General features: G+C 53.5%; 20 protein-coding genes. 7 read left to right on the top strand and 13 right to left on the bottom strand.

The features are described from left to right. Window positions 1–20: 20 nt before the first annotated feature. Window positions 21–1,265 carry an esterase FrsA gene (frsA, locus tag HV318_RS18405; protein WP_182273864.1) on the bottom strand — a complete coding sequence of 415 codons (1,245 nt, stop codon included), beginning with the start codon at window positions 1,263–1,265 and terminating at the stop codon, window positions 21–23. A 106-nt stretch (window positions 1,266–1,371) separates the two neighbouring features. Continuing rightward, window positions 1,372–1,830 (bottom strand): xanthine phosphoribosyltransferase, encoded by a 459-nt coding sequence (gpt, locus tag HV318_RS18400; RefSeq protein ID WP_182273863.1) that lies wholly within the window; start codon window positions 1,828–1,830, stop codon window positions 1,372–1,374. 260 nt (window positions 1,831–2,090) lie between these two features. Here gpt and pepD point away from each other — a divergent pair, with 260 nt between their 5' ends. Continuing rightward, entirely contained in the window at window positions 2,091–3,548 is a 1,458-nt protein-coding gene (pepD, locus tag HV318_RS18395) for a cytosol nonspecific dipeptidase (protein WP_182273862.1), read from the top strand. A gap of 77 nt (window positions 3,549–3,625) precedes the next feature. Here pepD and dinB read toward each other — a convergent pair whose 3' ends face one another. Beyond that, window positions 3,626–4,684 (bottom strand): DNA polymerase IV, encoded by a 1,059-nt coding sequence (dinB, locus tag HV318_RS18390; protein ID WP_182273861.1) that lies wholly within the window; start codon window positions 4,682–4,684, stop codon window positions 3,626–3,628. 217 nt (window positions 4,685–4,901) lie between these two features. Here dinB and HV318_RS18385 point away from each other — a divergent pair, with 217 nt between their 5' ends. From HV318_RS18385 to HV318_RS18375, 3 genes are all read left to right on the top strand, one after another. Further along, window positions 4,902–6,641 (top strand): ABC transporter permease, encoded by a 1,740-nt coding sequence (locus HV318_RS18385; RefSeq protein WP_182273860.1) that lies wholly within the window; start codon window positions 4,902–4,904, stop codon window positions 6,639–6,641. A gap of 12 nt (window positions 6,642–6,653) precedes the next feature. Continuing rightward, complete coding sequence (locus HV318_RS18380) at window positions 6,654–7,964, top strand: ABC transporter ATP-binding protein (protein WP_182273859.1); 1,311 nt, start codon at window positions 6,654–6,656, stop codon at window positions 7,962–7,964. A gap of 108 nt (window positions 7,965–8,072) precedes the next feature. Then, window positions 8,073–8,240, top strand: coding sequence for a hypothetical protein (locus HV318_RS18375; RefSeq protein ID WP_182273858.1), 168 nt, complete (start codon window positions 8,073–8,075; stop codon window positions 8,238–8,240). Here HV318_RS18375 and nqrM read toward each other — a convergent pair. From nqrM to HV318_RS18340, 7 genes are read right to left on the bottom strand one after another with little or no spacing between them, the layout of a single operon-like run. Next, on the bottom strand, window positions 8,237–8,437 hold the full coding sequence (gene nqrM, locus HV318_RS18370) for a (Na+)-NQR maturation NqrM (RefSeq protein ID WP_182273857.1): 201 nt from the start codon (window positions 8,435–8,437) through the stop codon (window positions 8,237–8,239). The two genes, HV318_RS18375 and nqrM, sit on opposite strands and share 4 nt — an antisense overlap. A 2-nt stretch (window positions 8,438–8,439) precedes the next feature. Then, a complete protein-coding gene (gene nqrF, locus HV318_RS18365; protein ID WP_182273856.1) occupies window positions 8,440–9,663 on the bottom strand; it encodes an NADH:ubiquinone reductase (Na(+)-transporting) subunit F in 1,224 nt (407 codons plus the stop codon). 10 nt (window positions 9,664–9,673) lie between these two features. Beyond that, window positions 9,674–10,270: an NADH:ubiquinone reductase (Na(+)-transporting) subunit E gene (nqrE, locus tag HV318_RS18360; protein WP_182273855.1), complete on the bottom strand. Its 597-nt coding sequence runs from the start codon at window positions 10,268–10,270 to the stop codon at window positions 9,674–9,676. Between the two features lie 6 nt (window positions 10,271–10,276). Beyond that, window positions 10,277–10,915, bottom strand: coding sequence for an NADH:ubiquinone reductase (Na(+)-transporting) subunit D (locus HV318_RS18355; protein ID WP_014069019.1), 639 nt, complete (start codon window positions 10,913–10,915; stop codon window positions 10,277–10,279). After that, window positions 10,908–11,702 carry a Na(+)-translocating NADH-quinone reductase subunit C gene (locus HV318_RS18350; RefSeq protein ID WP_182273854.1) on the bottom strand — a complete coding sequence of 265 codons (795 nt, stop codon included), beginning with the start codon at window positions 11,700–11,702 and terminating at the stop codon, window positions 10,908–10,910. The genes HV318_RS18355 and HV318_RS18350 overlap by 8 nt, the downstream gene beginning before the upstream one ends. Then, window positions 11,695–12,930: an NADH:ubiquinone reductase (Na(+)-transporting) subunit B gene (locus HV318_RS18345; RefSeq protein WP_182273853.1), complete on the bottom strand. Its 1,236-nt coding sequence runs from the start codon at window positions 12,928–12,930 to the stop codon at window positions 11,695–11,697. Before HV318_RS18345 ends, HV318_RS18350 begins: the two co-directional genes overlap by 8 nt. A gap of 3 nt (window positions 12,931–12,933) precedes the next feature. Continuing rightward, complete coding sequence (locus HV318_RS18340) at window positions 12,934–14,277, bottom strand: Na(+)-translocating NADH-quinone reductase subunit A (protein ID WP_182273852.1); 1,344 nt, start codon at window positions 14,275–14,277, stop codon at window positions 12,934–12,936. 298 nt (window positions 14,278–14,575) lie between these two features. Between HV318_RS18340 and dpaA the strand changes: the two genes are divergently transcribed. Then, complete coding sequence (gene dpaA, locus HV318_RS18335; RefSeq protein WP_182273851.1) at window positions 14,576–15,316, top strand: peptidoglycan meso-diaminopimelic acid protein amidase; 741 nt, start codon at window positions 14,576–14,578, stop codon at window positions 15,314–15,316. On the opposite strand, the gene HV318_RS18330 is transcribed toward dpaA, so the two are convergent. Both HV318_RS18330 and lpcA read right to left on the bottom strand, forming a co-directional pair. Next, window positions 15,287–16,054 carry a class II glutamine amidotransferase gene (locus HV318_RS18330; protein ID WP_182273850.1) on the bottom strand — a complete coding sequence of 256 codons (768 nt, stop codon included), beginning with the start codon at window positions 16,052–16,054 and terminating at the stop codon, window positions 15,287–15,289. The genes dpaA and HV318_RS18330 overlap by 30 nt on opposite strands. 46 nt (window positions 16,055–16,100) lie before the next feature. Further along, window positions 16,101–16,679, bottom strand: coding sequence for a D-sedoheptulose 7-phosphate isomerase (gene lpcA, locus HV318_RS18325; RefSeq protein ID WP_028017728.1), 579 nt, complete (start codon window positions 16,677–16,679; stop codon window positions 16,101–16,103). Window positions 16,680–16,918: 239 nt separating this feature from the next. On the opposite strand from lpcA, the gene fadE reads away from it, so the two are divergent. After that, window positions 16,919–19,363 carry an acyl-CoA dehydrogenase FadE gene (gene fadE, locus HV318_RS18320; protein WP_182273849.1) on the top strand — a complete coding sequence of 815 codons (2,445 nt, stop codon included), beginning with the start codon at window positions 16,919–16,921 and terminating at the stop codon, window positions 19,361–19,363. Window positions 19,364–19,471: 108 nt separating this feature from the next. After that, window positions 19,472–20,242: an amidohydrolase gene (locus HV318_RS18315; RefSeq protein WP_182273848.1), complete on the top strand. Its 771-nt coding sequence runs from the start codon at window positions 19,472–19,474 to the stop codon at window positions 20,240–20,242. Window positions 20,243–20,451: 209 nt separating this feature from the next. Here HV318_RS18315 and HV318_RS18310 read toward each other — a convergent pair whose 3' ends face one another. Beyond that, window positions 20,452–20,805, bottom strand: a complete 354-nt coding sequence (locus HV318_RS18310) for a YcgJ family protein (protein WP_182273847.1) — start codon at window positions 20,803–20,805, stop codon at window positions 20,452–20,454. Window positions 20,806–20,846 lie beyond the last annotated feature (41 nt).

The raw sequence follows: 20,846 nt of genomic DNA, 5'->3' as shown, positions 1-20,846 counted from the left end.
CATCAAAATTTAGCAATCTATTAACACAATCTCTGATAGATCCAACCCGTAATCTCTTTTAACGCTTTGTCGAAGTTCTGATAGACCGGGCTGAACGGTACTTCAAGTAGTTTGCCATCTGCAGATGACGACGTGATTAAGCGAGATTCTTCTTCCGGGCTGAAAGGATCATTTTTCCAGAAACCTGACAGCATCGGCGTTGGGCACCGGCGTCCCAGCAAACCTTGCGTTTTTAACGAATAGCGATTGAGTTCAACACGCAGTGCTTCGTCTGATGCATCATGCATGCCAAGACGGCTGGCCAGTACATCAAGGTACATCTCCGGTACGCTGCTCTGCCGGGCAGGCTCGCTGAGCAACGCGTGAACCACCGGGCCAAGACAGGCCACGGCTCTCAGGCGTGGGGATTCAAGATAAGCCAGACGCACTGCAACGTTTGCCCCAAAGCGGAAACCAAATGCCGCCACACGCGTATGGTCAACCCACGGGACATTTTCAAGTGTTTTCAAAGCATGCTGGTGCAGCTGACTTGAATCCTGAGTGAGTTTCCATTTCGACGAGAAGCCGATCGAAGGCATATCGAGGGTCAGCATCGCGATCCCTTTTGGTGCAAAATAGCGCTCAAAAAGGTTGTAATAGTCGATTTGCAGCGAATCCAGACCGCCGCACATAAGCACCGTCGGGAACGGGCCTTCGCCTTCAGGCATATGCAGGAACCCGGTAACCGGCGCGCCACCGGGGATCGTGAACTCAAGCTCACGCATCCGGCCAGGCAGACGTTGAGCAGCTTCTTCATAGGCACGATTCGCCAGCGCCTGAGCCTGCTCTGCCAGTTCATCCCCTTTAAGATGCGGGTATGCCGCAATGGCGTAAAGATTAGCCGCGTGCAGCCAGTGCTTGCCGCTCAGTGCAGCATCTTCTTCCTGCGTGGCCTTTTGCTGCCAGAGCATCGCCTGTTTAGACCATTCGTAGATCCAGTTACCACCACGGTAGCCCACCACCGTATCGTAGAGTTCGCTGTCGGTACGCTCGGACTCACTCATTACGATACGTGACTGCACGTCGAGGATTTCACGGGGATCAATACCACGCCAGATCCACATTAAACGATTGAGCATGCGATACCAGTGAGGCACATTTTTACCGTCTAACGCAGACTGCACTGAAGGCTGGGTACCTGGATTAAAACGACGCACCAGCGTCGACGTTTCTGGGTGTTTGAAACGGGGTTTGAAAAGAGTTTCGGTGAGATTCGCCTGCGTCATGACATAGCCTCCGTGAATACGTCGTATAAAGACTATTGTAACGCGCCGCAGACTAAAAAAAACAACGCCCGGTATCACCGGGCGTTAAAATAATTGCAGAACGGAATTAACGACCAGAAATTGGCGGTACAAATACCACGCCCATATCCCACGGTTGTTCAATCCAGGTCTCCTGCGGAATATCAATCACATAATCATCAACCAGCGGACGGCCGGCAGGTTTAGCGAAAATAGTGACGAAGTGTGCTTTTGGGTACATTTCGCGGATTGCCACCGCGGTACCACCGGTATCCACCAGGTCATCAATAACGATGAAGCCTTCACCGTCGCCTTCAGCGCGTTTCAGCACGGTCAGCTCACGCTGGTTGTCATGGTCATAGCTGGAGATGCATACGGTATCGACATGGCGAATACCCAGCTCACGAGCCAGCAGCGCCCCCGGTACCAGACCGCCACGACTAACGGCAATAATGCCTTTCCACTGCTCGGAAGGCATCAGACGCGCAGCCAGTTTGCGTGCGTGAATCTGCAACATGTCCCAGGTGACGACGTATTTTTCGCTCATGTGAAGTGTCCCAGCCTGTTTATATACGGCTTAAAAAGTGTTCAAGGGGGAAATAGGTTGCGCGAGATTATAGAGATCTGACGCACTAAAAACCAGTGTTTAGCGCCCTGAGCCAAGGTTTTTACATGCTTTATGCTACCAGCAACCAGAGAAAGTGGTATTCTCAGTTGCATCTCGCAAGCCTGACTTGTGGTAACTATTAACCTGCTAACCCTGTAACCTGCATCATTGTTTGCAGAGCATCGACAAGGAGACTTATCGTGTCTGAACTGTCTCAATTATCTCCACAGCCGCTGTGGGATATTTTTGCCAAAATCTGTTCCATTCCACACCCTTCCTATCATGAAGAACAGCTTGCCGAACATATTATGGGCTGGGCGAAGGAAAAAGGTCTGCACGTTGAGCGCGACCAGGTTGGCAATATTCTGATCCGTAAAGCGGCGACCGCAGGCATGGAAAACCGTAAACCGGTTGTGCTACAAGCGCACCTGGATATGGTTCCACAGAAAAACAACGACACCGTTCACGACTTCACCAAAGATCCTATCCAGCCTTACATTGATGGCGACTGGGTAAAAGCGCGCGGCACAACGCTGGGTGCAGATAACGGTATCGGTATGGCCTCTGCGCTGTCCGTACTGGCGGACGACAGCGTTGAGCATGGCCCGCTGGAAGTGCTGCTGACCATGACCGAAGAAGCGGGTATGGACGGTGCATTCGGTCTGCAGGCGAACTGGCTGCAGGCAGACATTCTGATCAACACTGACTCCGAAGAAGAGGGTGAGATCTACATGGGCTGCGCGGGCGGGATTGATTTCATCTCTACCCTGCCGTTGTCCCGTGAAGCGGTACCCGCTGGCTTCCAGACCTTCAAGCTGACGCTGAAAGGGCTGAAAGGTGGCCACTCCGGTGGTGATATTCACTTAGGTTTGGGTAACGCCAACAAACTGCTGGCGCGTTTCCTCGCGGGGCACGCGGCTGAGCTGGATCTGCGTCTGGTGGATTTCAACGGTGGTACACTGCGCAACGCCATTCCACGTGAAGCGTTCGCAACCGTGGCAGTGCCTGCAGCAAAAGCTGATGAGCTGAAAAAACTCTCCGGCATTTATCTGGATATCCTGAAAAACGAACTGTCTGCCAAAGAGAAGAACCTGACTGTAGTGCTGGAATCCTTCTCCACGGATAAAGCAGCGCTGACCGCGCAGTCTCGTGACAGCTTTGTTCAGCTGCTGAACGCGACGCCAAACGGCGTGATCCGCAACTCTGACGTTGCGAAAGGCGTGGTAGAAACCTCACTGAACGTGGGCGTGGTCACCATGAGCGACGACAGCGCAGAGATCATCTGCCTGATCCGTTCGCTTATCGACAGCGGTAAAGAGTACGTGGTCAGCATGCTGGAATCTCTGGGTACCCTGGCGGGTGCGAAAACCTCCGCTAAAGGTAGCTACCCTGGCTGGCAGCCAGACGCCAGCTCTCCAGTAATGGCGCTGGTGCGTGAGACTTACCAGCGTCTGTTCAACAGCACGCCGAATATTCAGGTGATCCACGCGGGTCTGGAATGTGGTCTGTTCAAGAAACCGTATCCAAACATGGACATGGTCTCCATCGGGCCAACCATTACCGGGCCACACTCACCGGATGAGCAGGTTCATATCGAAAGCGTGGGCCATTACTGGACCCTGCTGACTGAACTGCTGAAGGCCATTCCTGTTAAGTAACGCCCTCACCCCAACCCTCTCCCACAGGGAGAGGGTGAAAAACGCAGGCCTGGTAAGCGAAGCGCTACCGGGCTTTTTTACAACCCCAACACCAGCTGACGTTCCAGTTGCGGATCCAGCAACGTTACGTGCAATCCCACCAGCCTGACTCCTCGCCCACCCCGTCGCTCTTCCCATGCCTTTTTCGCGGTAGCGATAAGATCCTCTTTATTCAGGCGCGGCCAGACGTGCTCCTGCGTCGTCTGCTGAAAGTCATTGAACTTTAATTTCACGCCCTGACGAGCAATCAGCAGATCCGGTTTCACTTTCGCTAACCTCCGCTCCAGCTCAGGATAAAGTTGTTCAGTGATAATGATTTCGCACTCAGGCCACTCATGAATATCTTCAATCAGCGTGCGTTCCACCCCAACGGATTTACGCAGGCGCTCGTTATTCACACCGCGCTCATCAATCCCCTGACTGCGCTCCCACAGCACGCGACCAAACTTGCCAAAGCGCTTAAGCAGCATTGCCAGGTCGCTTCGTTGCACATCTTCACACGTTCGTAATCCCATGCTTTCAAGCTTTGCTGCAGAGACTTTCCCCACCCCGGGAATTTTGCCGAGCGGCAACGTTTTTAAAAACGCCGGAACCTCTTCCGGGGTGATAACAAACTGGCCGTCCGGCTTATTTAAATCTGAGGCTATTTTGGCGAGGAATTTCACCGGGGCGACCCCCGCCGATGCGGTCAGATTAAGCTCGTGATAAATGGTCTGGCGGATCTCCTGCGCCATCAATGTGGCAGAGCCGTGGCAGTGAACGCTGTCGGTCACATCCAGATAGGCTTCGTCCAGCGACAGGGGCTCTATGAGCGAGGTATAGCGGGAGAAAATCTCCCGGATATGCAATGAGGCCTCTTTGTACGCCTCAAACCGACCAGGCAGAAGTGTGAGATGAGGACAAAGCTTTAACGCCATCGCGGTGGGCATCGCACTACGCACGCCAAATTTGCGCGCAGGGTAGTTGGCGGTACTGATCACGCCACGCTGGATGCGGCTGCCGCCAATAGCGATGGGGATATCCCGTAGCGCAGGATTGTCACGCATCTCCACTGCGGCAAAAAAGCAGTCCATATCAACATGGATTATTTTGCGCATAGTAAGCCCTCACTCATTACTGGATAAGTATACAGTAATAACGTAAGGATTGAGAAGCGTGAGAGGAAAAGGAGCAGGTCTGGCGAGCGGCTACCGGTGCTTTTCCCCCGTTGCGTCATAAAATTTTCTTCAAAGATACCCGGCGTTTAAATGAAGTCACCCATAATAGAGGTATTAAAAAAACTGGCAGATTTTTTAGCATTCAGGGAGCAGTGTTATGAACCTGCATCTTTCGGCAAGCAATGCGTACCGACAACTCAAACCCAACGGCTGGGATGTTGTCGCTTTTCCTTTAATTCTCTGTCTGATAGCCCTGTTCGTCACCGGCTTTCATCAAACCCTGCAGCCCATCGCCAGCCTGAAAACCGAGGTTATCTCGCTGGATCCGATAATGCTGCCGGAATATGCCCTGCGTACCACGCTGCGAATGCTGGTCGCCATGCTCGCGGCACTACTGTTTACCCTGGTTTACGGTACGCTGGCTGCCCGCAGTCGACGGGCAGAAAAAATCCTCATCCCGGTGCTCGATATCCTGCAATCCGTGCCGGTACTGGGTTATATCGCTTTTACCGTAACGTTCTTTATCGCGCTGTTTCCGGGGCAGGTATTGGGTGTGGAGCTGGCGGCCATTTTTGCCATTTTTACCAGCCAGGCGTGGAATATGACCTTCAGCTTCTACCAGTCTCTGCGCACGGTGCCACGGGATCTGCTGGAAGTGTCCTGCGGATTTCATCTGACACCCTGGCAGCGTTTCTGGAAGCTGGACGTTCCGTTTTCAATGCCCGGACTTTTATGGAATATGATGATGTCGATGTCCGGCGGCTGGTTTTTCATCGTGGCTTCCGAAGCCATTACCGTTGGCAACAATACCTATACGCTGCCCGGAATCGGTGCCTATCTTGCTCAGGCCATTTTGCACAAAGATTTGCACGCAGTGGGCTGGGTCTTGCTGGCGATGACGCTGGTGATCCTGGCCTACGATCAGCTGCTGTTCAGGCCGTTGATCGCCTGGGCCGATAAATTCCGCATGGAGACCACGCAGTCTGGTAAAACTCCCACGTCCTGGGTGCTAAATCTGATGCGCCGCACCCGGCTAATTCACAAGCTTCTGGCCCCCTTTGGCCTGCTATTGTCCGTGCTGGCACGTCTGCCTTTGCGTGTACCTACGCTACGCACCAGGCCCGTTCCAGCGAAGTTATCGCGGCAGATTTCCCGTACGATAGACATTATCTGGGGGGCTTTACTGGTTCTGCTGACGTTGTACATTGCCTGGCGGGTGGTCAGCTATGTGAAAACGGGCATCACCCTGGATGAAGTGGGGCATGTTTTGCTGCTGGGTGTGTTCACTCTGCTACGCGTGACGCTTCTGATCCTCATCTCTTCGGTTATCTGGGTACCTCTGGGGGTCATGATTGGGATGCGGCCTGCGCTTGCCGGAAAAATTCAGCCGATTGCGCAGTTTCTTGCCGCTTTCCCGGCGAATCTGATGTTCCCGATCTTCGTGATTACCATCGTTCATTACCATCTTAACCCGGATATCTGGCTCTCTCCGCTGATTGTGCTGGGTACGCAGTGGTACATCCTGTTTAACGTGATTGCGGGGACCGCCGCATTCCCGAATGACTATCGCGAGGCGGCCACAAATTTCCGTATCCGTGGCGGGCAGTGGTGGCGTCAGATCATGCTGCCGGGCATTTTTCCTTACTATATCACCGGTGCGATTACGGCATCGGGGGGAGCCTGGAACGCCAGTATCGTGGCTGAGTTTGTGCAATGGGGGAATATCCAGGTGACGGCGCACGGGCTGGGGGCCTATGTTGCACAGAACACGGCCGCGGGCGATTTTCCCAAAATTATTCTTGGTGTGGCGGTCATGTCGCTGTTCGTCACCGTGTTTAACCGCCTGCTGTGGCGGCCAATGTATGCTTATGCCGAATCCCGGTATCGTATTGATTAAAGGATTGCTCTCATGCAGCAAAGATATCGAACAGTGAAAACCGGTCAGGAAGTGTTAACGGTGAAACAGGTCAGCCATGGTTTTGACAAGGCGCATGGTGCAATACAGATCCTTGATAACGTTAACCTGACCTTATCCGAAGGGGAGATAGTCGGGCTGCTTGGACGTTCGGGTTCAGGAAAATCGACTCTGCTGCGGATCATCTCCGGCCTGATCACACCCACGTCCGGAGCGGTTAACTACAAAGGTACCCCGCTCAGTGGCCCCGCAGAGGGTATTGCGATGGTCTTTCAGACCTTTGCGCTCTTTCCGTGGCTGACTGTACTCCAGAATGTGGAAGCAGGACTGGAGGCGCTTGGTGTTGCCGCTTCGACACGCCGTACCAGAGCGCTCGCGGCAATCGATCTTATCGGGCTCGACGGCTTTGAGAACGCCTATCCTCGTGAGCTTTCCGGCGGTATGCGCCAGCGGGTGGGGTTTGCCCGCGCGCTGGTCGTCGACCCGACGCTGTTACTGATGGATGAACCATTTTCTGCTCTCGACGTATTAACCGCTGAAACCCTGCGTACGGATCTGCTCGACCTGTGGAACGACGGTAAAATGCCGATCAAATCGATTCTGATTGTGACACATAACATTGAAGAAGCTGTTTTTATGTGCGATCGCATTCTGGTGCTCTCTTCCAACCCTGGCCGGGTGGTTGCCGAAATTAAAGTGCCGTTTTCCCATCCCCGCGATCGCCTCGATCCTGATTTCCGTCAGCTGGTTGACGATGTTTATGCCAGAATGACCGCGCGTCCGGTGAGTGAACACGTCAGAAAAACGCTGAAGGCAGGCACGCGGCTGCCGCAGGTTTCTATCAACCTGATTGCAGGGCTTATCGAGACGCTGGCGGCGGCACCTTATGAGGGACGGGCCGACATGCCGGACATTGCACATTCCCTGCATCTGGAGGTGGATGACCTGTTCCCGATTGCAGAGGTACTGCAGCTGATGGGGTTTGCCGATATTCGCGAAGGGGATATCTTCTTAACCCCAGCGGCAATAGCCTTTGCTCAGGCCGATACGCAACCACGAAAAGTGATGTTTGCCGAGCATCTTCTGCGCTTTATCCCGCTGGCGGCATTAATTAAAAATGTGCTTGATGAGAGGGTGGATCACCGTGCACCCCGCGTGCGCTTTGAACAGGAGCTGGAAGACACGCTCTCTGACAGCGCCGCCAAAGAGACGCTGGATACGGTCATTCACTGGGGACGCTACGCCGAGATATTCTCCTATAACGACCAGACGGCACTGTTCAGCCTGGAAGATGTGGAGTTTTAAACACCATAAACGCAGGTGTGAGTCTTTGCTTACGCCAAAACCGATCGGGATCCGCAGGGGAAGCCAGGCGAGCGAATGGCTGTTGCTGAACCTTAATGCGCCCACACCATGAAAAGACCGGGCTGGGTCGAGGCAGACAATAGCATCGTGGAGAACGCGTTGCGTGATGTCACTCTGGGGGCGGAAAACGGGTTATGTGAAGCCGGTAAACGTACCGCGGATGCAGACGGCGTATGGCGTCCTGAAATCAGGACGCCATCTACAAAGGTAAATTAAAGAATGCGCTGCTGTTCCCGAGCCATCCGTTTTTTACGGGCATCGCACGGCTCCGGGCAGTCACAGACCTTTTCCATTCCGAGGGCAGAGATACCGCCGCAGCTGCCCTGGATACTTTTACGCTTGATGATCCAGCCCAGGGACATACCGAATACCACCAGCATAAATACCGCGAAAGTTGCCAGAAACGTCAACATTATCAGCCTCCGAAGTCATCCAGCATGATGTTCTCATCCTCCACGCCGAGATCTTTAAGCATCTTAATCACAGCGGCATTCATCACTGGTGGGCCACACATATAGAACTCGCAGTCTTCCGGAGCCGAATGCTGTTTAAGGTAGTTCTCATACAACACGTTATGAATGAACCCTGTATAACCCGTCCAGTTGTCTTCCGGCTGCGGATCGGAGAGTGCCACATGGAAGGTAAAGTTAGGGTTTTCACGCGCCAGCTGTTCAAATTCATCGTCATAGAACATCTCTCGCCGCGAGCGGGCACCGTACCAGAAGCTAATTTTACGCTGACTGCCGAGCCGCTTAAGCTGGTCGAAAATGTGCGAACGCATCGGGGCCATACCCGCCCCACCACCGATAAAGACCATTTCGGCATCCGTTTCTTTAGCGAAGAACTCCCCGAACGGGCCAGAGATAGTCACCTTATCGCCCGGTTTCAGAGACCAGATGTACGATGACATCACACCCGGCGGTGCATCCGGCACATTCGGTGGTGGTGTGGCAATACGCACATTGAGCATAATCATGCCCTTCTCTTCCGGGTAGTTAGCCATTGAGTAAGCGCGCAGCGCCGGTTCTTTGACGCTGGAAGTAAAACGGAAAAGATTAAACTTATCCCAGTCGGTGCGATACTCATCCGGAACATCGAAGTCCGCATAAGTCACGGTGTGATCCGGACATTCAATCTGAATATAACCACCCGCACGGAACGGAACATCTTCACCTTCCGGTACGCGCAGCTTCAGCTCTTTAATAAAGGTGGCTTTGTTATCATTCGAGATAACCTCACACTCCCATTTTTTGACGCCGAAGATCTCTTCCGGTAGTTCAATTTTCATGTTCTGGCGCACTGCGACCTGGCAGGCCAGACGGCAGCCCTCTTTTGCCTCACGTTTTGTGATATGCGCCAGCTCGGTTGGCAGGATATCACCGCCCCCCTCTTTTACCGTTACGCGGCACTGCCCACAGGAGCCACCGCCGCCACAGGCTGAAGAGACAAAAATTCCGTTACCGGAGAGTGTATTAAGTAACTTGTCCCCTGCCGGAGTGCGGATCTGATTTTGCGGTTCATCATTGATATCAATGGTGACGTCACCGGAGTTCACCAGCTTTGCGCGCGCGGCCAGAATCAACCCCGACAGTACCAGTACAATCAGCGTGAACATCACCACGCCAAGAATAATTTCCATCTTCTTTCCCTTACAGCTGCACACCAGAGAAGGACATAAAGCCCAACGCCATCAGTCCGGTGGTGATAAAGGTGATCCCTAAGCCACGCAGGCCCGCAGGCACGTTGGCATACTTCATTTTTTCGCGGATCCCCGCCATCGTCACGATAGCCAGCATCCAGCCGATCCCGGAACCGAAACCATACACAACGGATTCACTGAAGTTGTAATCACGCTGAACCATAAATGACACGCCACCAAAGATGGCGCAGTTCACCGCGATCAGCGGCAGGAAGATCCCCAGCGCGTTGTAAAGCGACGGGAAATACTTGTCGAGGATCATCTCCAGGATTTGTACCAGCGCCGCAATCACTCCAATAAAAGTAATAAAGTTCAGGAAGCTGAGATCAACACCGTCCACCAGCGCGCCGTCCCGCAGCACAAAGTTGTACACCAGGTTGTTAATGGGCACGGAAAGCCCCAGCACAACGGTCACCGCGACACCCAAACCAAATGCCGTCGACACTTTTTTGGACACCGCGAGGAACGTACACATGCCCAGGAAAAACGCGAGCGCCATGTTTTCAACAAACACCGCGCGCACAAACAAACTCAGGTAATGAGCCATTGTCGGTTACTCCTTTTCCTGCTGTTCAGGCTTCAGCGTACGAATCAGCCAGATCAGCAAACCGATAATGAAAAATGCGCTTGGAGCCAGAAGGAATAATCCGTTTGGCAGATACCAGCCACCGTTTTGTACCGTGTCCAGCACCGTGATACCAAACAGCTTACCGCTGCCGATTAACTCGCGCAGGAAACCTACCGTCAGCAGGATCACGCCGTAGCCCAGACCATTGCCGATGCCGTCCATAAAGCTCGCCAGTGGCGGCATTTTCATGGCGTAGGCTTCTGCGCGCCCCATCACAATACAGTTGGTGATAATCAGACCGACGAACACCGAAAGCTGTTTTGAGGTTTCATAGGCAAAGGCACGAAGCAGCTGATCGACCACGATCACCAGCGAGGCGATGATCGCCATCTGCACGATGATCCTCACGCTGTTCGGAATGTGGTGGCGGATCATTGAGATAAACATGCTGGAAAACGCCGTCACCAGCGTCACCGCAACGGTCATCACCAGCGCAGTTTCCAGCTTAGTGGTGACCGCCAGTGCCGAGCAGACACCCAGTACCTGCAGAGTAATGGGGTTATTGGCCAGCAGCGGGCCAATGAGCACCTTTTTGACTTCTTTTAGTTCACCTGCATCAGCCATTGTTCAGCGCTCCTTCACGTACGTTTTTCAGGAAGGGGCCAAAACCCAGTTCACCCATCCAGAAATCAAAACTATGCTGCACCCCGTTTGACGTGAGCGTTGCCCCGGAAAGCCCGTCGACAGCGTACTCATCCCCCTGACGCGCTGCCCCTTTCATCACTTTCAGCGCGGGTTTCCCGCTGTCATCCAGCACTTTCTTGCCGACAAACTGTGCCCGCCAGTTAGGGTTTTCAACTTCTCCGCCAAGCCCCGGCGTTTCGCCCTGGTCATAATACGTGATGCCTTTTACAGTGCGACCGTCCGTATCAAGCGCCACAAAGGCATACATCATTGACCACAAGCCGTTGCCGTATATCGGAAGCACGACCTCCTGCACCCGGTTTTGCGCATCATGCACCAGGTAGATCTCTGCGAGGTTGCTGCGTCGCTTAATCCCTGCCGGATCCTGTGATGCCTCGAGGGAAAGACTCATATGCGGATCTTTTAGCGCCTGAGCCTGGTTATATTTCGTCGGGTCTTTTTCCAGAAGTTCGCCATTTTTTAAATCCACCAGCCGCGCTGAAATGCGTTCAGCGAAGAGTGTCGAAACATCATCTGTACTCATTCCTTCCTGCATCAATCCGGCCACGGCCAGGATATTGCGTTGTTTATCCAGGGCGCGCTGCTTTTGCTGCAGCGGCTTTAGCCCCACAGCAGAACCCGCCACTACAATGGAACAGACCAGACAAAGCACCAGCACCACCAGCAGCGTTTTGCTGATGCTGTCGTTATTTTTGATTTCAGCCACGCGCCTTCCTCCGCTTAACGTTGGCGCGCACGACCAGATAATCGAAGAGTGGCGCAAACAGATTGGCAAACAGAATGGCCAACATCATCCCTTCTGGATACGCCGGGTTGACCACACGAATCAGGACACACATCGCGCCAATGAGCACGCCATAGCTCCATTTACCTTTGTCAGTAAATGAGGCAGAGACGGGATCCGTAGCCATAAACATCATCCCGAAGGCAAAACCGCCCAATACAAGATGCCAGTACCAGGGCATAGAGAACATCGGGTTGGTGGTAGAGCCAATCACGTTGAACATCGTGGCGGTCAGTATCATGCCAATCATCACACCGGCGACGATCCGCCATGAGGCGACACGTCCGAAGAGAATGATGGCTCCACCCAGTAAAATCATCAGCGTGGAGACTTCCCCGATGGAACCCGGAATGTTGCCGATAAAGGCATCAAACCAGGTGACAGGTTGGCCCGTCGCGTTATTCACCAGCGTTTCTCCGCCGTGTGCCGCCCACTGAGAGAGCGGCGTCGCGCCGGAAAAACCATCGGCCGCCGTCCACACCAGATCGCCCGAAATTTGAGCCGGGTAAGCAAAGAACAGGAACGCGCGCCCCGCCAGTGCCGGGTTGAGGAAGTTACGCCCGGTACCGCCGAAGATCTCTTTGGCTATCACGACACCAAAACTGATCCCCAGCGCCGCCTGCCAGAGCGGCAGCGTCGGTGGCACAATCAGCGCAAACAGAATGGAGGTAACAAAGAAGCCTTCATTAATTTCATGCTTGCGAATTATGGCAAACAGCACTTCCCAGAAGCCGCCCACGATAAATACCGTGAGGTAGACAGGCAGGAAGAAAACGGCCCCCAGCGTCATCATGCTGACCCAGCCCGCGTCTGCGGCAAAGCTCACGCCCAGCGACTGCGCCAGACGGTAGTGCCAGTCAGACTGAATCACCTGCGCCATCTGCGGTGCATCGTACAAATGGTGCAGCGCCGGAATGGTTTGCAAACCCACGTTGTACATGCCCCAGAACATCGCCGGGAAGACCGCGAACCAGACCAGAATCATCATCCGTTTAAGATCGATGGCATCACGGACGTGCGCTGCCCCTTTCGTCACCAGCCCCGGGGTGTAGAAAATGGTCGCCGTCGCTTCAAACAGCGGGTAATACTTTTTCAGCTTACCTTCGGTAAAGTGCGGTTCTATTTTTTCAAAGAGGTGTTTTAAGCCCATCAGTTATCCTTCCTGCTCAATGCGGGTTAACACCTCGCGCAATACGGGTCCATATTCGTATTTACCTGGACAAACATAGGTACAGAGCGCCAGATCTTCTTCGTCAAGCTCAAGACAGCCCAGCGCCTGTGCGCTGTCGGTATCCCCGGCGAGTAAATCGCGCAGCAGCATGGTCGGCAGAATATCCAGCGGCATCACGCGCTCATAGTTACCAATGGGAACCATTGCGCGCTCACCACCATGTGTACTGGTAGAGAAGTTAAAAAGCTTGTGACGCAGGAAATGTCCAAGCGTCGTGCGGGTCACGGAGAATTTCTCCGCGCCAGGCAGAACCCAGCCGAACAGCTCTTTCTCACGCCCTTCCAGGACAACACTCACCTGCAGATGAAAACGACCAAGATAAGCCTGCGCACCAACCGCATGTCGGCCACTGAGAACCGAGCCGGAAATCAGCCGGTTTTCGCCCTCGTTTATTTCACCGTCCAGCAGTTCATTGATATCCGCCCCCAGCAGGGTACGCACCAGACGCGGATTTGCCGCCTGTGGCCCGCCGATGGCAACCACACGTTCAGCACACAGCTCACCTGTCGTAAAAAGCTTACCGATGGCAATGACGTCCTGATAGTTGAGATGCCAGACCTGCTTTGTCAGGCTTACCGGCTCAAGAAAGTGGATATGGGTGCCAGCCAGCCCAGCAGGATGGGGGCCTGCAAATTCGTTAAACGTGACCTGACCTTGCGGATGACCACCAAGCTTGCCTCCGCTGGCCTGGCAGACATGGACTTTACCCAACGTCAGGCGCGTTAACACGGTCAGCCCGGCATCAAAGGCTTTTCGCTGTGCCAGAATCACGGGCTGGGGGTCTACGCTGAGCGGGTTGGTGTCAATTGCCGTGACGAAAATCGCCGCAGGCACCGTGTCCGGTACGGGCGATTTACTGAAGGGACGCGTGCGAAACGCCGTCCACAGGCCTGATTCCAGCAGCTGCGCCTGTACGGCACCCCGGCTGAGGCTCGTCAGTTCGGTGGCATCAACATGAGCAAATGTACGCTGCTCGTCGCCTTCAATGCGGATAACCACCGACTGCATAACACGGCGTTCCCCACGATTGATCGCAACGATGGTACCGCAGGCTGGTGCGGTAAACATGACGCCAGGATTCTTTTTATCCTCAAAGAGCGCCTGTCCTTTGATGACGCGATCGCCCTCCTGTACCAGCATTGAGGGGCGCATTCCCAGATAATTGTCACCCAAAATGGCGACATGGCGAACACTAACGCCCGTCGAAACGTGCTGTTCCGGCACGCCTGAAATCGGCAAATTAAGCCCTTTTCTGATTTTAAACATGTAGTTAGGAAGTTTCCATGAACAACAATCCAGTGGGCAGAAGTGTACCATTTTCGCCCTTTCCAGGGCAGGGAATCCGCCGTTGCACACGCCAAAATGCGAGCGATTACGCAAAGTTCCTGGAGTCAACGCCTTTGGGATGGGTTATAAAGTAAAACTAATTTGTAAACTAACCGCTCTGCTCTTGCGAAAATCTATAGCGGTGCTAATGTGAGCGCTCCTAACCAGAATAATCTGATTTCGGGTCTCTTTTGCCGTCCTGGCAAGTTGGTCTTAGTTTTATCAAGGAACTAGTAGTATGCGTAAAATCGCATTGTTCATTGCGATGCTTCTGATTCCGTGCGTGTCGTTTGCCGGGTTGCTCAGCAGCAACAGTTCAACCACGCCGGTCAGCAAAGAATATAAACAGCAATTAATGGGATCACCGGTTTATATTCAAATATTCAAGGAAGAACGCACTCTCGATCTGTTTGTAAAAATGGGCGAGACGTATCAGCTGCTCGATAGCTACAAAATTTGTAACTACTCCGGTGGTCTGGGGCCAAAACAACGTCAGGGTGATTTCAAAAGCCCGGAAGGGTTTTACAACGTTCAGCGTAGCCAGCTAAAGCCTGACAGCCGCTTCTATAAAGCCATTAACATCGGCTTCCCTAATGCCTATGACCGTGCTCACGGTTATGAAGGTAAGTACCTGATGATCCACGGTGCCTGCGTGTCTATCGGCTGTTACGCGATGACCGATTCCGGCATTGATGAGATCTTCCAGTTTGTCACTGGCGCACTGGTCTTTGGTCAGCCAAGCGTTCAGGTCAGCATCTACCCGTTCCGCATGACCGATGCCAACATGGCGCGTCACAAGTATTCCTACTATGCGGATTTCTGGAAACAGATGAAACCGGGTTATGACTACTTTGAACAGACCCACAAGCCGCCGGTAGTGTCGGTGGTGGATGGCCGTTACGTGGTCAGCAAGCCGCTGAGCCACGAAGTTGTCCAGCCACAGCTGGCGTCAAACTACACGGTCTCCCAGGCAAAATAACGCCCACTCACCTGGCATAATCTTTTGCCAGGTTTCGTTGCCCGTCAGCGGTTGCGTCGCTATCACAGAAACCACATCGTTTGGTGTGGTCTCTGTCTGAAAATCAATTTCCACATCCTGATCGAGCAGCGTTGCCACGCCAAACGGCGCACGACGGGTGATCCAGAACAGATTCGTCGAGCAGAACGCCATTACGTAGCGCCCGTCAGACAGGAGCATGTTAAACACGCCCTTTTCACGTAACTCTGAAGCCAGCGATGCGATGTATTTAAACACGGCGGTCATGTTGCTGGGGGTACGAGGATAACGCTCTGTCAGCTTGTGCAGCAGCCAGCAGAAGGCTTTTTCGCTGTCTGTCTCGCCTACCGGGCGGAAATTCCCCGTCTCCAGGGACTTATAGCCAGAGAGCTGACCATTGTGAGCATACGTCCAGTTACGTCCCCACAGCTCGCGGGTAAACGGATGGGTATTTTCCAGCGCCACTTCACCGCGATTCGCCTGGCGGATATGCGCAATAACAGAGTGGGACTTTATCGGATAGTCCTGCACCAGTTTGGCAATCGGTGAATTAAAGCTGGGCTGTGGATCTTTGAACGTGCGACACCCTTTGCCTTCGTAGAAGGTTATACCCCAGCCGTCTTTATGCGGCCCGGTTCCCCCACCGCGCTGAACCAGCCCGGTGAAACTAAAGCAGATATCGGTTGGCACATTGGCGCTCATCCCGAGCAGTTCGCACATACGTCACCTCCACAACAGCGGGGGCAATCATGCCCCCAGCGAAGTCTTACTTAACCATCTCTTTTTCGATCAGCTGGATCAGGATGTGGATCACTTTGATGTGAATTTCCTGAATGCGATCGGCATAACCGAAGTGCGGAACACGGATCTCAATGTCCGCGGTACCGGCCATTTTACCGCCATCTTTACCGGTCAGGGTGATAACTTTCATCCCTTTTTCACGCGCGGCAGCAATCGCTTTGATCACGTTACCAGAGTTACCGGAGGTAGAAATCCCCAGCAGCACATCACCTTCACGCCCCACGGCTTCAACATAGCGGGAGAAGACATAGTCGTAACCAAAATCGTTGCTCACGCAGGAGATGTGGCTCACGTCAGAAATCGCAATCGCCGGGTAGCCCGGACGGTTTTCGCGATAACGCCCGGTCAGCTCTTCTGCGAAGTGCATGGCGTCACAGTGGGAGCCACCGTTACCGCAGGAGAGCACTTTACCACCGGCTTTGAAGCTGTCGGCCAGCAGGACCGCCGCGCGCTGAATAGCGTGAATATTGGCATCATCTTTCAGAAAGTTCGCCAGCGTTTCCGCCGCTTCGTTCAGTTCGTTACGAATAAGATCCTGGTACATGAGGATAATCCTTCAGTATTGATGAAATAACACAGTGGAGTGTACCGGATAGCGTTAAAAGCGAGAAGCTAAAGCCATGTGAATCGTCCGGCGTTTTGATTTTTCGTGCCTGCTAAAACACGAACAATGTGAACCAGGTTGTAATTATTTTGTAAATTCATTGCTAAAAAAAATAACATCCACTACAACCATATCATGACAAGTGGTCAGACCTCCTACAAGCAAGGGAGCTTTTCTTTATGATGATTTTGAGCATTCTCGCAACCGTTGTTCTGCTCGGTGTGTTGTTCTATCACCGTGTAAGTTTATTCCTGAGCAGCCTGATTCTGCTGGTCTGGACGGCAGCATTTGGCGTCGCAGGTCTCTGGAATATCTGGCTTTTAGTTCCACTGGCCATCATTCTGCTGCCGTTTAACTTTGCCCCGATGCGTAAATCAATGATCTCCGCACCGGTGTTCAAAGGCTTCCGTAAAGTGATGCCGCCGATGTCGCGTACTGAGAAAGAAGCGATTGATGCGGGTACCACCTGGTGGGAAGGCGACCTGTTCCAGGGTAACCCGGACTGGAAAAAGCTGCATAACTATCCGCAGCCACGTCTGACCGCCGAAGAACAAGCCTTTATTGATGGCCCGGTGGAAGAAGCGTGCCGCATGGCAAACGACTTTGCCATCACCCACGAAATGGCCGACCTGCCGCCAGTACTGTGGGCCTACCTGAAAGAACATCGCTTCTTTGCGATGATCATTAAGAAAGAGTATGGCGGTCTGGAATTCTCCGCTTACGCTCAGGCTCGCGTGCTGCAAAAACTGGCAGGTGTCTCAGGGATCCTGGCGATCACCGTCGGTGTACCTAACTCCTTAGGCCCTGGTGAACTGCTGCAGCATTACGGTACTGAAGAGCAGAAAGATCACTACCTGCCGCGACTGGCGCGTGGCCTGGAAATCCCATGCTTCGCGCTGACCAGCCCGGAAGCAGGCTCTGATGCGGGTGCGATCCCGGATACCGGCGTGGTCTGTATGGGGGAATGGCAGGGTGAGCAGGTGCTGGGTATGCGCCTGACCTGGAACAAACGCTATATCACTCTTGCACCTATCGCCACCGTGCTGGGTCTGGCCTTTAAACTCTCTGACCCGGAAAAACTGCTGGGTGGTGAAGAGGACCTGGGCATTACCTGTGCGCTGATCCCAACCTCTACCCCGGGCGTTGAAATTGGCCGTCGTCACTTCCCGCTGAACGTGCCGTTCCAGAACGGTCCGACACGTGGCCAGGATATCTTTGTGCCGATTGATTACATCATCGGTGGCCCGAAAATGGCCGGTCAGGGCTGGCGTATGCTGGTGGAATGTCTGTCTGTTGGTCGCGGTATTACTCTGCCGTCGAACTCAACCGGTGGTCTGAAATCTGTGGCGATGGGGATTGGTGCTTACGCCCACATCCGCCGTCAGTTCAAAATCTCCATCGGCAAGATGGAAGGTATTGAAGAACCACTGGCGCGCATTGCAGGCAATGCTTACGTGATGGATGCTGCGGCTTCGCTGATTACCTACGGCATTATGCTGGGCGAAAAACCGGCCGTACTGTCGGCAATTGTGAAGTATCACTGCACCCACCGTGCACAGCAATCCATCATTGATGCGATGGACATTGCCGGGGGTAAAGGCATTATGCTCGGCGAAGGTAACTTCCTGGCGCGCGGCTATCAGGGCGCACCAATTGCTATCACCGTGGAAGGGGCAAACATCCTGACCCGCAGCATGATGATCTTCGGCCAGGGGGCAATTCGCTGCCATCCGTATGTGCTGGAAGAGATGGCCGCCGCGCAAAATAATGACGTGGATGCCTTCGATAAGCTGCTGTTTAAACATATTGGTCATGTCGGCAGCAACAAGGTGCGTAGTTTCTGGCTGGGTCTGACCAACGGTCGCACCAGCGCGACACCAACTGGTGATGCCACCCGACGTTATTACCAACAGCTGAACCGCCTGAGCGCCAACCTGGCTCTGCTGTCTGACGTCTCTATGGCCGTGCTGGGCGGTAGCCTGAAGCGTCGTGAGCGTATCTCTGCCCGTCTGGGGGATGTGCTGAGTCAGGTGTTCCTGGCTTCTGCGGTACTGAAGCGCTACGACGACGAAGGCCGTCAGGAAGCGGATCTGCCGCTGGTACACTGGGGCGTACAGGACGCCATGCACCAGGCAGAACAGGCGATTGACGATCTGCTGGCGAACTTCCCGAACCGTTTTGTCGCTGGTGCCCTGCGCGTGGTGATCTTCCCTACCGGTCGTCATCATCTGGCTCCGTCTGACAAACTGGATCATAAAGTGGCGAAGATCCTCCAGGTACCGAGTGCAACCCGCTCACGTATTGGTCGTGGTCAGTATCTGACTCCATCGCCACATAACCCGGTGGGTCTGCTGGAAGAGGCGCTGCTGGATGTCATGGCCGCCGACCCGATTCACCAGAAGATCTGCAAACAGCTGGGTAAAAATCTGTCCTTTACCCGCCTGGATGAACTGGCAAAACAGGCGCTGGCAGGTGGAATCATCGATAAGGATGAAGCCGCTATTCTGGTGAAAGCCGAAGAGAGCCGTCTGCGCAGCATTAACGTGGATGATTTCGAACCAGAGGAGCTGGCAACCCAGCCAGTAAAGCTGCCGGAGAAGGCCCGCAAACCTGAAGCCGCATAACGCATTTCGCGTGTACAAACCCCGCCCCGTGCGGGGTTTTTTATTGCCACATTTTCTCGTTGTGTCGTGCTACAGTGTCAAAAAGTGGTCGTTTGAGGAGTCTGAATTGTGCCTGGTCTGAAGATTTCGATTTTGCAGCAACCTTTAGTGTGGATGGATGGCCCCGCCAACCTGCGCCACTTTGATCGTCAACTGGAAGAGATTACCGGGCGTGATGTGATTGTCCTGCCGGAGATGTTCACCACCGGTTTCGCAATGGAAGCCGCTAAACAGTCGATGCCGCAGGAAGATGTGGTCGCCTGGATGCATGCCAAAGCACAACACACAAACGCGCTGATTGCCGGGAGCGCGGCCCTGCAAACCGAACGCGGGCCGGTGAACCGGTTCCTGTTGGTTGAACCAGAGGGGAAAGTGCATTTTTACGATAAACGCCACTTGTTCCGCATGGCGGATGAGCATCATCACTATGAAGCAGGTAACGAACGAGTGGTGTTTGAGTGGCGCGGCTGGCGTATTTTGCCGCTGGTGTGCTACGACCTGCGCTTCCCGGTCTGGTCGCGCAACCGCAATGATTACGATCTGGCGCTGTATGTCGCCAACTGGCCTGCCCCACGCTCACTGCACTGGCAGTCACTGCTGGTAGCGCGTGCTATTGAGAACCAGGCGTATGTTGTGGGCTGTAATCGCGTGGGTACGGATGGCAACGGGCATCACTATCGTGGTGACAGCCGGGTAGTGAATCCGCAGGGTGAAATTATTGCGACTGCCGAGCCACATCAGGCGACACGTATTGATGCTGAGCTGTCGTTGACTGCGCTGAAGGAGTATCGCGAGAAGTTTCCCGCGTGGCAGGATGCAGACCCGTTTAATATCGAATGAATAAAACCGGGTGGTGGCAATGCCTCACCCGGGCTTTTATAAGTCAGAGCATAAAACACCCGGTATAGGGTTTTACGCTATGACGTTGAAGTTATGCAGTCCCGCAGTTCACAAATTGATCCAGAGAAGTGTCTTATTTCAATCAATTTCCGGTAAATCGCATTGTTAATTCAACAGCAGAAAACGGTGAATCTAACGACAAAAGAACGTTAAAAACCACCAAATACCACTTTGGTATAGTATTTGTTTATCTTACCGCTGCGCTTGCCATCGGCACCGTAATAGCGATCCTGACGACAGAGCTTTTCTTTCACGTCGCAGGAAAGACCGGTCACGAAGGTGAAAGTGGTGGTATCAAACTCGCCCATGGCTTTTAATTTATCAGCACGAGTTTTACCCACATATTTTTCAGTCAGTGGAATGGATACGCCGGTAGCATCGGCACAAATGTACTTATCGCACAGTACGCCTTTTCCCGGTGTCCATAGGGCGGCGGTTTCTGGAGTTGCCGCCAGCGCACCAAAACTGAATAACCCTAAAAAGATCCCAATTGCTAATTTCATATTGTCTCCAGAACCGGGCAAATAAATTGCCCGGTCTTTTC

Source organism: Enterobacter sp. RHBSTW-00901 (assembly GCF_014103115.1).
Lineage (GTDB): Bacteria > Pseudomonadota > Gammaproteobacteria > Enterobacterales > Enterobacteriaceae > Enterobacter > Enterobacter cloacae_P.
The sequence above is the reverse complement of the archived record's forward strand: the minus strand, read 5'-3'. Positions and strand labels throughout refer to the sequence as shown.

Excerpts from the sequence above, each read along its gene's own strand:
- frsA (WP_182273864.1), bottom strand. The coding sequence starts at position 1,265 with ATGACGCAGGCGAATCTCACCGAAACTCTTTTCAAACCCCGTTTCAAA.
- gpt (WP_182273863.1), bottom strand. The coding sequence starts at position 1,830 with ATGAGCGAAAAATACGTCGTCACCTGGGACATGTTGCAGATTCACGCA.
- dinB (WP_182273861.1), bottom strand. The coding sequence starts at position 4,684 with ATGCGCAAAATAATCCATGTTGATATGGACTGCTTTTTTGCCGCAGTG.
- HV318_RS18385 (WP_182273860.1), top strand. The coding sequence starts at position 4,902 with ATGAACCTGCATCTTTCGGCAAGCAATGCGTACCGACAACTCAAACCC.
- HV318_RS18380 (WP_182273859.1), top strand. The coding sequence starts at position 6,654 with ATGCAGCAAAGATATCGAACAGTGAAAACCGGTCAGGAAGTGTTAACG.
- HV318_RS18375 (WP_182273858.1), top strand. The coding sequence starts at position 8,073 with ATGAAAAGACCGGGCTGGGTCGAGGCAGACAATAGCATCGTGGAGAAC.
- nqrM (WP_182273857.1), bottom strand. The coding sequence starts at position 8,437 with ATGTTGACGTTTCTGGCAACTTTCGCGGTATTTATGCTGGTGGTATTC.
- nqrF (WP_182273856.1), bottom strand. The coding sequence starts at position 9,663 with ATGGAAATTATTCTTGGCGTGGTGATGTTCACGCTGATTGTACTGGTA.
- nqrE (WP_182273855.1), bottom strand. The coding sequence starts at position 10,270 with ATGGCTCATTACCTGAGTTTGTTTGTGCGCGCGGTGTTTGTTGAAAAC.
- HV318_RS18355 (WP_014069019.1), bottom strand. The coding sequence starts at position 10,915 with ATGGCTGATGCAGGTGAACTAAAAGAAGTCAAAAAGGTGCTCATTGGC.
- HV318_RS18345 (WP_182273853.1), bottom strand. The coding sequence starts at position 12,930 with ATGGGCTTAAAACACCTCTTTGAAAAAATAGAACCGCACTTTACCGAA.
- HV318_RS18340 (WP_182273852.1), bottom strand. The coding sequence starts at position 14,277 with ATGTTTAAAATCAGAAAAGGGCTTAATTTGCCGATTTCAGGCGTGCCG.
- dpaA (WP_182273851.1), top strand. The coding sequence starts at position 14,576 with ATGCGTAAAATCGCATTGTTCATTGCGATGCTTCTGATTCCGTGCGTG.
- HV318_RS18330 (WP_182273850.1), bottom strand. The coding sequence starts at position 16,054 with ATGTGCGAACTGCTCGGGATGAGCGCCAATGTGCCAACCGATATCTGC.
- lpcA (WP_028017728.1), bottom strand. The coding sequence starts at position 16,679 with ATGTACCAGGATCTTATTCGTAACGAACTGAACGAAGCGGCGGAAACG.
- fadE (WP_182273849.1), top strand. The coding sequence starts at position 16,919 with ATGATGATTTTGAGCATTCTCGCAACCGTTGTTCTGCTCGGTGTGTTG.
- HV318_RS18310 (WP_182273847.1), bottom strand. The coding sequence starts at position 20,805 with ATGAAATTAGCAATTGGGATCTTTTTAGGGTTATTCAGTTTTGGTGCG.